Source organism: Serratia sp. PL17, assembly GCF_017832355.1.
In the GTDB taxonomy this organism is placed as follows: Bacteria; Pseudomonadota; Gammaproteobacteria; order Enterobacterales; family Enterobacteriaceae; genus Serratia.
In genome coordinates this window covers 150,278-163,697 of record NZ_JAFIBY010000007.1, presented here as the reverse complement: position 1 = coordinate 163,697, position 13,420 = coordinate 150,278, and the positions used below count along the sequence as shown (strand labels likewise).

The window sequence follows — 13,420 nt, the reverse complement described above, 5'->3', positions numbered from 1 at the left end:
GTGATGCCTTATCGATGAAACGATTTTTCACCCCTCTACGTCGCCGTGGCGCAATCGGGTTGCTGGCGATTTTCCTGCTGCCCGCTTTGCTGTGGCTGGCGGACCGGCTGTGGCCGCTCCCCTTAAAAGATGCCGAGATGGCGCGCGTCGTCGTCGCGGAAGACGGCACGCCATTGTGGCGTTATGCAGACAGTGACGGCGTATGGCGTTATCCGGTCAGCCTGCAACAGGTATCGCCCTATTATCTGCAGGCGCTGTTGACCTATGAGGATCGTTGGTTCTATCAGCACCCAGGTATTAACCCCTTGTCGCTGGCCCGTGCGGCCTGGCAGGATTTGCGGAATGGACAAATTGTCTCTGGCGGCAGCACCTTGTCGATGCAGGTTGCGCGTCTGATTGATCCCCATTCACGTACGCTGGGCGGTAAACTGCGGCAGGTGTGGCGCACAGCGCAGCTTGAATGGCATTTGTCGAAGGATCAGATCCTCGAAATCTACCTGAACCGCGCACCTTATGGCGGCACGTTGCAGGGCATCGGTGCCGCGAGTTGGACTTATCTGGGCAAGCCCCCCTCGGAGCTGACACGCGGCGAAGCGGCATTGCTGGCGGTACTGCCCCAGGCACCCAGCCGTTTACGGCCGGACCGCTACCCGGAGCGGGCACAGGCTGCGCGTGACAAAGTGTTGGAACGGCTGGCGTATTACCAGGTTTGGCCGGCTCAGCAAGTGGCTGAAATTCGTCAGGAAGCATTGTGGCTTGCCCCGCGTCAGGTGCCACAATTGGCTCCGTTGCTGGCGAGGCGCATGACACAGGGCAACCACAATCAGGTTGTCACCACCACGCTGGATGCCACGTTACAGCGGCGGCTGGAGGAGTTGGCGCGCGGCTGGAAGAGCCAATTGCCTGAGAAAACCTCTGTGGGCGTGCTGGTGGTTGATCACGCCAATATGAAAGTGCGTGCCTATCTGGGCTCGTTAGACTTGAACGATAACAGCCGTTTTGGTCATGTCGATATGGTTTCAGCCTGGCGTTCGCCGGGATCAACGCTCAAACCGTTTTTGTATGGGTTGGCGATGGATGACGGCCTGATCCACGCCGAATCGTTGTTGCAGGACGTGCCGCGCCGTTTTGGCGACTATCGGCCCGGCAATTTTGATACCGGTTTCCACGGCCCGGTCAGCGCCAGTGACGCACTGTCGCGTTCGCTTAATCTGCCTGCGGTACAACTGCTGGAGGCCTATGGGCCGAAACGCTTTGCTGCCAACCTGCGTAATGTAGGCGTTGAACTGCGCCTGCCTGCGCACGCCGATCCGAGTCTGGCATTGATTTTGGGCGGGGCCGGTGCACGGTTGGATCAGTTGGTCGCCGGGTTCAGTTCCCTGGCTCGGCAAGGCAGGGTGGCACCGCTGCGTTTTACGCCTCAGCAAGGGTTGTATGATCGCCAATTGATGTCACCGGGGGCCGCCTGGATTGTGCGGCGAATCCTGGCGGGAGAGGCTCGCCCGTTGCCGGATGATGCATTGCCCGCCACGGTCCCCCTGGCATGGAAAACCGGTACCAGTTACGGGTATCGCGATGCCTGGGCCATCGGTGTCAATGCGCGCTATACCCTGGGGATTTGGGTGGGGCGGCCTGATGGGACACCCGTCGCCGGGCAGTTCGGCTTTGCCACGGCGGTGCCACTGCTGAATCAGGTCAATAACCTGCTGCTGACCTCCTTACGGCAGCGTGGCGAAGGGATCCCGGTGGATCCACGCCCTGCCAGCGTCAGTCGTGCGGTGATTTGCTGGCCGGGCGGTCAACCGCTCCCCGCGGGTGACAGTAACTGTCGCCAGCGTCGCCTGAGTTGGATCCTTGACGGAACTATTCCCCCTACGTTGCCCGCACCGGGCCAGGAAAGCATTCTGGGCAGCCAACCGCTGATATGGTTAAACCCGCGTGGACAACGGGTTGCCGCAGATTGTCCAGGGGCAACGCCGCGGCGGTTGGCGCTGTGGCCCACGCCATTGGAACCCTGGCTGCCTTTGGCTGAACGCCGTGCTCAGCGTTTACCGGCGGTTGATCCACAGTGCCCGCCGTTGCAGCAGCAGGAAGCGCCACCGTTACTGATGCTGGGTGTGCGCGACGGCGCATTGCTGCGTCGCTTGCCCGGTAAGCACACGCTGGATTTGCGGGTCAGTGCTCAGGGGGGCAGTGGGCAGCGTTGGTGGTTCCTGAACGGCCAGTTAGCCGGGGAAGGGGAGTCGTTGTTGCAGACACTGACACAACCGGGCCGCTATCAGCTCAGCGTGTTGGATGAAAGCGGCCAGGTCGCGCTGCGTGAATTTACGCTCGATTAGGCGGGATTTTGGCAACCTGGGCATTGGGCCGCAAAGTGAAGAATGAAGATAATAATTTTTTAATGAAATGTTGATTTTCCCGTAGGCAAGCGTTAACAGCACACATATAATCTGCGCCACTTGAGAAGGCCGGCACCCTGTTTGCAGACCGGTCTATTTTGGAAGTTATTATAGAGGCCATCATGACTGTAGAACGTACCTTTTCCATCATTAAACCAAACGCTGTAGCTAACAACGACATCGGCGCAATCTATGCGCGTTTTGAGCGCGCAGGTTTCAAAATCATCGCATCCAAAATGCTGCGTCTGACTCGCGAGCAAGCAGAAGGCTTCTACGCTGAGCACAAAGGTCGCCCATTCTTCGATGGTCTGGTTGAGTTCATGACTTCTGGCCCGATCGTGGTTCAGGTTCTGGAAGCGGAAAACGCAGTACAGCGCAACCGTGACATCATGGGCGCAACCAACCCAGACAACGCATTGGCCGGCACCCTGCGTGCTGACTACGCGGACAGCTTCACGGCTAACGCCGTGCACGGTTCTGACGCAGTAGAATCTGCTCAGCGTGAAATCGCTTACTTCTTCAACGAAAGCGAAATCTGCGCACGTTAATATAGCCGCCGCCCTTCAGGCCGCGGGAGCGAAGATATTCGCCCCGATTGGCACGGGCGCAGCCTGCAGCGTCTCCACTCAACAAGGCATTCACCGGCTGAAACAATAAAAATGCCTTGAATGCCTTTCAGACGTGGAAAGCTGCTACTAAAATTTGTACAATGCCGCGCCCCTGATGAGTCGTCTTGTCAGGGGCGCGCTTTTAGCGCCGTCTCCGCAATCTATGCGGGTTGAACGACGCACTTACTTTCAACTCTTTCGCGCCATAAAGTGTAACAACGAGGCCAGAGATCAATTATGTTAGAACCCATCACGTCCGAGCACATCGTGTCTGAAAATAATTCGCTGACTACTCAATCCGTTAACGCGGAAACACCGGCTGTGGCCAAAATTAACCTGCTGGATTTGAACCGTCAGCAATTACGTGAATTCTTCGCCAAAATGGGCGAGAAACCCTTCCGTGCCGATCAGGTAATGAAGTGGATGTACCACTATTGCTGCGATGATTTTGAGCAGATGACCGACATTAACAAGGTCCTGCGCAATAAATTGCAAAGCGTTGCCGAGATCCGCGCACCTGAAGTGGCGGAAGAACAACGTTCAGCCGATGGCACCATTAAATGGGCGATCAAAGTTGGCGACCAGCAGGTCGAAACCGTGTATATCCCGGACGGCGACCGTGCGACCCTGTGTGTGTCTTCCCAGGTGGGTTGTGCGCTGGAATGCAAATTCTGTTCGACTGCGCAGCAGGGCTTCAACCGTAACCTGCGCGTGTCCGAAATCATTGGCCAGGTGTGGCGTGCGGCGAAAATCATCGGTGCACTGAAAGTCACCGGCGAACGCCCGATCACCAACGTGGTGATGATGGGCATGGGCGAGCCATTGCTCAACCTGAACAACGTGGTTCCGGCGATGGAAATCATGCTGGACGACTTCGGTTTTGGCCTGTCCAAGCGCCGCGTGACCCTGTCTACTTCGGGTGTGGTGCCTGCGTTGGATAAATTGGGCGATATGATCGACGTTGCTTTGGCGATCTCCCTGCATGCGCCGAACGACAAGATCCGCGATGATATCGTGCCGATCAACCGCAAATACAATATCGAAACCTTCCTGGCTGCGGTCCGCCGTTATTTGGAAAAATCCAATGCAAATCAGGGGCGAGTGACGGTCGAGTATGTCATGTTGGATCATATCAACGACAGCACTGACGACGCTCACCAACTGGCGGAAGTCCTCAAAGATACGCCGTGCAAGATCAACCTGATCCCATGGAACCCGTTCCCTGGCGCACCTTATGGCCGCAGCTCCAACAGCCGCGTGGATCGTTTTTCCAAAGTGTTGATGGAATACGGCTTTACGACTATTGTTCGTAAAACCCGTGGTGATGATATTGATGCCGCCTGCGGGCAATTGGCGGGTGAAGTGATCGACCGCACCAAGCGTACCCTGAAAAAGAAAATGGCCGGGGAACCTATCAACGTGCGTGCGGTCTGAATCCTATAGCATGATTTTTTTGTTATCTTACAGTCTGTTATGCGAATTGACGCCAAGGTAACATTAGACAAGGAAATGAATGCAGGCATGAAGCTGACTCTGTGGGGTACGTTGCTGGCGGCTGGTTTACTGGCTGGCTGTTCCGGTTCAGCACCGGAAGAAAAAAACGCGCAGCCGGAAGCGGGCCAAACGCGTTTGCAACTGGGTTTGGAATATCTGAAGCAGGGCGATTTAAATGCCGCGCGACAGAATCTGGAGAAGGCGGCGGACGCTGCCCCACAGGATTACCGGACCCAATTGGGGATGGCGCTCTACGAGCAGCAGATTGGCGAGAATGTCGCAGCTGAACAACGCTATCAGCAGGCGCTCAAACTTGCGCCGGGCAATGGCACTGTGCTGAATAATTACGGTGCGTTTCTTTGCAGTTTAGGGCAGTATGTACCGGCACAACAGCAGTTTAGCGCTGCGGCAGTAGCACCGGATTACGGTCAGGTTGCCGACAGCCTGGAAAACGCAGGTTACTGTTTTCTCAAGGCCGGACAGAACGACGAAGCACGCATCTTGTTGACGCGTGCGCTGAAGGTCGATCCGGACAAAGGCACTCCACTGTTGGTGGAGGCAGAAAAGCAATTTGGAGAAGGGAAGCGCGCGCAGTCGCAACTTTTATTGGATAGTTATCAACATGTTTTGCCGGCTAGCGCCGACAGCTTATGGTTACAGATTCGTTTCGCCGCGTTAGCCGGGCGCCAAGATAGCGTGCAACGCTATGGCAAGCAGTTATCGCGAAGTTTTCCACAATCCAAACAGTACCAGCAGTTCTTAGCTAATGAATACTGAAGCCTCCCAAGATAAAACCGTATCAATGACGACAGGCGAACGTCTGCGTCAGGCCCGTGAACAACTCGGGTTGAGTCAACAGGCCGTTGCAGAACGCCTGTGCCTCAAAATGTCTACCGTGCGCGACATCGAAGAAGACAATCTTTCCGCAGATTTGGCTTCTACGTTTGTGCGCGGTTATATCCGTTCTTACGCCAAGCTGGTGCGTTTGCCAGAGGATGAACTGCTGCCGATGTTGGCCAAGCAGGCTCCGTTGAAGGTGGCAAAGGTTGCGCCAATGCAGAGCTTCTCATTGGGCAAGCGTCGCAAGAAACGCGACGGTTGGTTGATGAGCTTCACGTGGTTGATCGTGTTCGTGGTGGTTGGCCTGACCGGCGCCTGGTGGTGGCAAAACCACAAGGCCCAGCAGGAAGAGATCGTCACGATGGCTGATCAATCCTCTGCCCAGCTTTCACAAAACAGTGAAGGCCAATCAGTGCCGTTGACCGACAGCAATGCGGACAACAGTGCACCTTTGGCTGACAATGGTTCTACGCCGGTTGATACCGGCGTTGTTTCACAACCGTCACAGACTCCGGCCGTTACCGGCGGTGCAACTGCGCAGCAGCCTGCTGTCGTTTCACCAAGCCAGACGACGCTGCCTGAGACAACGCCTGCAACGCCAGCCTCACCGTTGCCGACCGCAGACGCGGGCGTGGCTGCAGCGGCTGTTGATCCTAACGCATTGGTGATGAACTTTACCGCCGATTGTTGGCTGCAGGTGACCGATGCTAGCGGTAAAACGCTGTACAGCGGCAGCCAGAAGAATGGCGGCAAGCTGAGCCTGGCAGGCACCGCGCCGTACAAATTGACCATCGGCGCACCGGCCGCAGTACAGATTCAATATCAAGGTAAGCCGGTTGATTTAAGCCGGTTTGTTAAGTCAAACCGTGTTGCTCGTCTGACCGTTGCCGCGCAGTAATTGCGCGGCCATTGTCGTTGAGTCAGGGCAACAATGGAGAGTAAGTAATGCATAACCAAGCGCCCATCAACCGTCGAAAATCAACGCGAATTTACGTCGGCAATGTGCCTATTGGTGATGGTGCGCCGATTGCCGTGCAATCGATGACTAACACCCGTACCACCGATGTTGAAGCAACGGTTAATCAGATCAAAGCGCTGGAGCGTGTGGGCGTTGATATTGTCCGCGTTTCAGTTCCCACCATGGATGCCGCCGAGGCGTTCAAGCTGATCAAGCAGCAGGTTAACGTGCCGCTGGTCGCTGATATCCACTTCGATTACCGCATTGCGCTGCAAGTTGCTGAATACGGCGTTGACTGCCTGCGCATCAACCCAGGCAATATCGGTAACGAGTCGCGTATCCGTTCAGTCGTGGACTGCGCACGCGATAAAAATATCCCGATCCGTATCGGGGTAAATGGTGGCTCGCTGGAAAAAGACATCCAGGAAAAGTACGGCGAACCTACGCCGGAAGCGCTGCTCGAATCTGCCATGCGTCACGTGGATATCCTCGATCGTCTCAACTTTGACCAGTTTAAAGTCAGCGTCAAGGCATCCGATGTGTTCCTGGCCGTGCAATCCTACCGCCTGTTGGCCGCACGCATCGATCAACCGCTGCATCTGGGCATCACCGAAGCGGGCGGTGCTCGCAGTGGCTCAGTGAAGTCGGCAATCGGTTTGGGGCTGCTGCTGTCAGAAGGCATTGGCGATACCCTGCGTATTTCATTAGCCGCCGATCCCGTAGAAGAAGTGAAGGTCGGTTTCGACATTCTGAAATCTCTGCGTATTCGCGCTCGCGGCATTAACTTCATCGCGTGCCCAACCTGTTCACGCCAGGAGTTTGACGTTATCGGCACGGTGAACGCGCTGGAACAGCGTCTGGAAGACATCATCACCCCGATGGACATTTCAATTATCGGTTGTGTGGTCAATGGCCCGGGCGAAGCGTTGGTTTCCACGCTGGGTGTAACCGGTGGCCATAAAAAGAGCGGCTTCTACGAAGACGGTGTGCGTCAGAGAGAACGCTTTGACAACGAACAGATGATTGACCAACTGGAAGCCAAAATCCGCGCCAAGGCGTCGATGATGGATGAAAGCAATCGCATCGCGGTCAACTTGCTGGAAAAATAAGCATTATATCGATACGGCGGGCTTTTTAGCCCGCTTGTTTATGAACCCGGGAGCAGAACGCTGTATTCGCGTTGAATACAGGGCGGCAAAGTCCCTATAATCGGGTTCATTTTTATAGACAACGGACAGAGAACTCACGTGGCAAAGAACATTCAAGCCATTCGCGGCATGAACGACTACCTGCCGGAAGAAACGGCATTATGGCAGCGTATTGAAGGCATCCTGAAACAGGTGCTTAGCGGCTACGGTTACAGCGAAATCCGCTTGCCGATTGTAGAGCAGACCCCGTTATTCAAACGCGCGATCGGCGAAGTGACCGACGTCGTAGAAAAAGAGATGTATACCTTCGACGATCGCAACGGCGAAAGCCTGACGCTGCGTCCAGAAGGGACTGCTGGCTGCGTACGCGCCGGCATTGAACATGGTCTGCTGTACAATCAGGAGCAGCGTCTGTGGTACGTCGGTCCGATGTTCCGCTACGAGCGCCCGCAAAAAGGCCGTTATCGCCAGTTCCATCAATTGGGTGCAGAAGTGTTTGGCCTGCAAGGCCCGGATATCGACGCCGAGCTGATTTTGCTCAGCGCCCGCTGGTGGAAAGCCCTGGGCATCTCCGAGCACGTCAAGCTGGAGCTGAACTCTATCGGTTCGCTGGAAGCGCGTGCGAACTACCGTGATGCTTTAGTGGCGTTCCTGGAACAGCATCAAGAGAAGCTGGACGACGATTGTAAACGCCGCATGTACAGCAACCCGCTGCGCGTTCTGGACTCGAAAAACCCGGAAGTGCAGGCGCTGTTGAACGACGCGCCACGTCTTTCCGAGTACCTGGATGAAGAATCCAAGGCTCACTTCGACGGCCTGTGTGAACTTTTAGCTCAGGCGGGTATCCCATATACCATCAATGAACGCCTGGTGCGTGGTCTGGACTATTACAACCGTACCGTATTTGAATGGGTGACCAACAGTTTGGGGGCTCAGGGTACGGTGTGTGCCGGTGGTCGTTATGACGGGCTGGTCGAACAACTGGGCGGGCGTGCAACGCCGGCTGTCGGTTTCGCGATGGGCCTGGAGCGTTTGGTGCTGCTGGTTCAGGCAGTTAACCCAGAGTTTAAAGCCGCGGCGACCATTGACGTGTACGTGATCTCCTCCGGTGCCGGTACCCAAAGTGCGGCGATGCAGTTGGCTGAACGTGTGCGTGATGAGGCGCCACAGCTGAAACTGATGACCAACTACGGTGGCGGCAACTTTAAGAAGCAGATCACCCGTGCAGACAAGTGGGGCGCGCGTATTGCTCTGATCCTGGGCGAGAACGAAGTCGCGGCCCAGCAGGTTGTCGTCAAAGACCTGCGCAGTGGTGAACAAGAAACGCTGGCGCAAAGCGAAGTCGCTGCGCGCCTGGCTTTGATGTTAGGTTAAGGAGAAGGACACCGTGGAAGTCTATACCACTGAAAACGAACAAGTCGACGCCGTGCGTCGGTTCTTTGCCGAAAATGGCAAAGCGCTGGCAGTGGGCGTGGTGCTCGGAATTGGTGCCCTGGTCGGCTGGCGTTACTGGCAGAGCCACGAAAATGCCAACATGATGGTTGCGTCCCAATCCTATCAGGAAGCCAGCGATCGTCTGGCTGACGGTAAGCCGGACGACGTGGCCGCTGCGCAGAAGTTTGCTCAGGCCAACAGCAACAGCTACGGCGTGCTGGCCTCGCTGGAGCTGGCGAAGCATTTTGTTGAGCAGAATGACTTTGCCAAAGCGGATCAACAACTGGTGCTGGCTCAAGGTCAGACCAAAGACGAAAACCTGCTTGCGATAATCAATCTGCGTCTGGCTCGTGTTCAGATGCAGGAGAAAAAGCTGGATGACGCGCTGAAAACGCTGGATGGCGTGAAAGGCGAAGGCTGGGCGGCGATGGCGCAAGATACGCGCGGCGACGTGCTGTTGGCTAAAGGTGACACCAAAGGTGCACGCGAGGCTTACAGTAAAGGCATTGAGTCTAACGCTTCTCAGGCGCTGCAGGTTCTGCTGCGCATGAAATTGAATAACTTGTCCAGCTAAGGGGAATTCCCATGCAATTGCGTAAAACACTCTTGGTCGGACTGGTTTCCGTTGCCTTGCTGAGTGGTTGCTCACTGTTTAACAGTGAAGAAGACGTGGTTACCATGTCGCCGCTGCCGAAAGTTGAAAATCAGTTCACGCCAAACAAAGCGTGGAGCACCTCGGTGGGTGATGGTATTGGTGAGTTTTATTCTCACCTGCGTCCCGCTTTCCAGGACAACACTATTTATGCCGCCGATCGCCATGGCATCGTGAAAGCGCTGGACGCGGACAGTGGTAATGAAAAGTGGAAGGTCGATCTCTCTGAGAAAACCGGTTTCTTGTCCAGCAACCTGCCGGCGCTGCTGTCAGGTGGCATGGCGGTAGCCGGCGACAAAGTCTATGTTGGCAGTGAGAAAGCCGTCGTTTACGCACTCAATACCGCAGACGGTAAAGTGGCGTGGCAGACCAAGGTTGCCGGTGAAGCGATTTCGCGTCCGGTGATCAGCGACGGTATGGTACTGATCCACACCTCGAACGGTTTGCTGCAGGCGCTGAACGAATCTGACGGTGCGGTGAAGTGGACAGTTAATCTGGATATGCCTTCGCTGTCACTGCGCGGTGAGTCTGCACCGGCCGTTGCCTTTGGCGCAGCCATTGTTGGCGGTGATAACGGCCGCGTCAGCGCAGTGCTGATGCAGCAGGGCCAGTTGATCTGGCAGCAACGTATTTCTCAACCGAGCGGCGCGACTGAAATCGATCGTTTGAACGATGTCGACACGACGCCGGTGATTGTTGAAGGCGTTGTCTACGCATTAGGTTACAATGGTAACCTGACGGCGTTGGATCTGCGTTCCGGTCAGATCATGTGGAAGCGTGAACTGGGCTCCGTGAACGATTTCATCGTTGATGCCGGTCGCATCTACCTGGTGGATCAAAACGACCGCGTAGTGGCGTTGAGCACCGAAGGCGGCGTGACCGTGTGGACGCAGAGCGATTTGCTGCACCGCAACCTGACCCCGCCAGTCATGTATAATGGTTTCCTGGTGACGGGTGACTCTGAAGGTTACTTGCACTGGATCAACACCACGGACGGCCGTTTTGTTGCTCAGCAGGAAGTGGACAGCTCCGGCTTCCTGTCTGCACCGATGGTCGCTGGCGATAAGCTGGTCATCCAGGCGAAGGGCGGAAAAGTTTACGCTTTCACCCGATAACGCCGATCGTCGCAACCTTTTCAGTACCCAAAATTTCGGGGTGCAGTCAACGCCGCTGCGACACGAAAGATAAAGGGGAAAACGGCTCCTGAGGGTTCAGGGGCCGTTTCGTATTTTATAAGCTGCACTCTTGGTGTCTATCCATAGTGCAGTAACGCATTGATTATTAAGTAATGAGGCTTCACAATGATACCTGTCGTCGCGCTAGTTGGGCGCCCGAATGTGGGTAAATCCACCTTGTTTAACCGTTTAACACATACGCGCGATGCGCTGGTGGCGGATTTCCCCGGGCTAACGCGAGACCGCAAGTATGGTCGTGCAGAAGTTGAGGGTAATGAATTTATCATCGTCGATACCGGCGGTATTGACGGTACCGAAGACGGCGTTGAAACACGCATGGCCGGTCAGTCGCTGTTGGCGATCGAAGAAGCAGACATCGTGCTGTTCATGGTCGATGCCCGCGCCGGTCTGATGCCTGCCGATCTCGGCATTGCCCAGCACTTACGTAACCGCCAGAAGGCCACCTTCCTGGTCGCGAACAAAACCGACGGTATGGATCCTGACATGGCCACCGCCGATTTCTACTCGCTGGGCCTGGGTGACGTGCATGCGATTGCCGCTTCCCACGGCCGTGGTGTCGCGCAGTTGATCGAACACGTGCTGGTGCCGTTTGTTGGTGAAAAGCCGGAAGAAGTTGAGCTGACTGAAGAAGAGGCTAACGCCGCTTATTGGGCTGAGCAAGAAGGTGAAATACCAGCAGACGAAGAAGAGCCGGAAGACGACTTCAACCCGCAAGATTTGCCGATCAAACTGGCTATCGTTGGCCGCCCTAACGTGGGTAAGTCCACACTGACTAACCGTATCCTCGGCGAGGAACGTGTTGTGGTGTACGACATGCCGGGCACCACTCGTGACAGCATTTATATCCCGATGGTACGCGACGAACGCGAATACGTGTTGATCGACACCGCCGGGGTGCGCAAACGCGGCAAGGTAACGGAAACCGTAGAGAAATTCTCAGTCATCAAAACCCTGCAAGCGATCGAAGACGCTAACGTGGTATTGCTGGTGGTGGATGCACGCGAAGGCATCTCCGATCAGGATCTCTCGCTGCTTGGCTTTATCCTCAATAGTGGGCGCTCACTGGTGATTGCGGTCAACAAGTGGGACGGCATGAGCGAGGAAGATCGTGATCACGTGAAAGAGATGCTTGATCTACGCCTGGGCTTTGTTGATTTCGCCCGTATTCACTTCATTTCTGCGCTGCACGGTAGCGGTGTTGGCAATCTGTTCGTATCGATACTGGAAGCCTACGAGTGTGCGACCCGTCGCGTGAACACCTCAATGCTGACCAAAATCATGCAGATGGCTGCCGACGATCACCAGCCACCGCTGGTGCGTGGCCGCCGCGTGAAGCTGAAATATGCGCACGCCGGTGGTTATAACCCACCGATTGTCGTGATCCACGGCAACCAGGTGACGGATCTGTCCGATTCGTACAAACGTTACCTGATGAACTACTTCCGTCGTTCTTTGAAGGTGATGGGTACGCCAATCCGCATCCAGTTCAAAGAGGGTGAGAACCCGTTTGCCGGCAAGCGTAACCTGCTGACGCCGAACCAGATGCGCAAGCGTAAACGCTTGATGAGCCACCTGAAGAAAAGCAAATAATCAGTATGAGGGGCGCGGTAGTGATACCGCGCCCCTTTTTTATTGGTCTGAAATCGTTTTATTATCCGTAGATTATCGCCATCAGATGAAGGAACGCCATGTCCTGGGAAACCTGGAGTTTTGCATTCAACGTCACCGTACCGAATCTCTTAATGATGTTGTTGGGCATAGTGTTACGCCATTGGCGTTTGATGGACGATCGCTTTATCGACGGTGCTACCAGGTTGGTGTTCAATTTGGCGTTGCCCTGCCTGCTGTTCTTTAGTATCGCCACCAACCACCCGCAATTGTTGGGCAACCTGCCGCTGGTGATCTTTGGCGCGGTTGGGACCTTGGCCACTTTCTTGTTACTGGAGATGGCGGCGGTGTGGTTGGTTAAGGAGCCGCGCGAACGGGGTGTGTTCGTGCAAGGTGGCTTCCGCGCCAATACTGCCATTGTTGGATTGGCATACGCCATGACGGCCTATGGCAGCGAAGGGATCGCGCTGGGCTCGCTATACCTGACGGTGACGGTGATCCTGTTCAACGTACTGTCTGTGATTACGCTGACGCGCAGCTTACAAGGCGGGCAGGGGAAGCGCATCAGCCGCTTATCGCTGTTGCGCAGCATAGTGACTAACCCGTTAATCATCGGTTTGGTGTGCGGTCTGGTGTATGCGCAGACGGGCTTGGGTATTCCGCCAGTGATCAAGCAGACCGGCAGTTATATCTCTGCACTGTCGCTGCCGCTGGCGTTGCTGTGTACCGGTGCCAGTCTTGATCTGCGCGCCATGTTCCGTTCTTCCAATGTGGCGGCGCTGTCTTCATCGGCCAAGCTGTTCGTGGTGCCCATGCTGATGACCCTCGGCGGTTGGTTGTGCGGTTTTCACGGCGCGGCGTTAGGGATTATTTTCCTTTTCTCGGCCACGCCAACCGCCTCCGGCAGTTATGTGATGACGCGCGCTATGGGTGGCAACGCGACCCTGGCAGCAAACATTATCGCCATCACCACGGTGGGTTCGTTTTTCACCACCGCGCTGGGGATATACTTCTTACGCTCATGGGGCGTGATCTAACGCCTGTACACCAGGCTATTTTAATGGCCACACTGGGATTGCGGTA

The 13,420-nt window shown here is 55.6% G+C and carries 11 protein-coding genes; all 11 read left to right on the top strand.

Translation table 11 applies throughout. From position 1 onward, the window contains the following. The first annotated feature begins 14 nt into the window (after nt 1-14). The 11 genes from pbpC (at nt 15) to JOE25_RS20405 (ending at nt 13,374) form a co-directional block, all read left to right on the top strand. Nucleotides 15-2,339: a peptidoglycan glycosyltransferase PbpC gene (gene pbpC / locus JOE25_RS20455; RefSeq protein WP_209638349.1), complete on the top strand. Its 2,325-nt coding sequence runs from the start codon at nt 15-17 to the stop codon at nt 2,337-2,339. Between the two features lie 182 nt (nt 2,340-2,521). Continuing rightward, on the top strand, nt 2,522-2,947 hold the full coding sequence (gene ndk / locus JOE25_RS20450; protein WP_202671266.1) for a nucleoside-diphosphate kinase: 426 nt from the start codon (nt 2,522-2,524) through the stop codon (nt 2,945-2,947). A gap of 297 nt (nt 2,948-3,244) precedes the next feature. Further along, complete coding sequence (locus JOE25_RS20445; protein ID WP_209638348.1) at nt 3,245-4,441, top strand: bifunctional tRNA (adenosine(37)-C2)-methyltransferase TrmG/ribosomal RNA large subunit methyltransferase RlmN; 1,197 nt, start codon at nt 3,245-3,247, stop codon at nt 4,439-4,441. Between the two features lie 87 nt (nt 4,442-4,528). Then, nucleotides 4,529-5,278 (top strand): type IV pilus biogenesis/stability protein PilW, encoded by a 750-nt coding sequence (gene pilW, locus JOE25_RS20440; protein WP_209638346.1) that lies wholly within the window; start codon nt 4,529-4,531, stop codon nt 5,276-5,278. Next, nucleotides 5,268-6,239: a cytoskeleton protein RodZ gene (rodZ, locus tag JOE25_RS20435; protein WP_209638344.1), complete on the top strand. Its 972-nt coding sequence runs from the start codon at nt 5,268-5,270 to the stop codon at nt 6,237-6,239. The genes pilW and rodZ overlap by 11 nt, the downstream gene beginning before the upstream one ends. A 47-nt stretch (nt 6,240-6,286) precedes the next feature. Continuing rightward, entirely contained in the window at nt 6,287-7,408 is a 1,122-nt protein-coding gene (ispG, locus tag JOE25_RS20430; protein WP_209638342.1) for a flavodoxin-dependent (E)-4-hydroxy-3-methylbut-2-enyl-diphosphate synthase, read from the top strand. Between the two features lie 138 nt (nt 7,409-7,546). Beyond that, entirely contained in the window at nt 7,547-8,821 is a 1,275-nt protein-coding gene (hisS, locus tag JOE25_RS20425; RefSeq protein WP_209638340.1) for a histidine--tRNA ligase, read from the top strand. A 13-nt stretch (nt 8,822-8,834) separates the two neighbouring features. Next, entirely contained in the window at nt 8,835-9,455 is a 621-nt protein-coding gene (locus tag JOE25_RS20420; protein ID WP_037417556.1) for a YfgM family protein, read from the top strand. A gap of 11 nt (nt 9,456-9,466) precedes the next feature. Next, nucleotides 9,467-10,648 (top strand): outer membrane protein assembly factor BamB, encoded by a 1,182-nt coding sequence (gene bamB / locus JOE25_RS20415; protein WP_209638338.1) that lies wholly within the window; start codon nt 9,467-9,469, stop codon nt 10,646-10,648. A gap of 186 nt (nt 10,649-10,834) precedes the next feature. Next, entirely contained in the window at nt 10,835-12,319 is a 1,485-nt protein-coding gene (gene der, locus JOE25_RS20410) for a ribosome biogenesis GTPase Der (protein WP_209638336.1), read from the top strand. A 98-nt stretch (nt 12,320-12,417) separates the two neighbouring features. Then, nucleotides 12,418-13,374, top strand: a complete 957-nt coding sequence (locus JOE25_RS20405) for an AEC family transporter (RefSeq protein ID WP_209638334.1) — start codon at nt 12,418-12,420, stop codon at nt 13,372-13,374. The last annotated feature ends 46 nt before the right edge of the window (nt 13,375-13,420 follow it).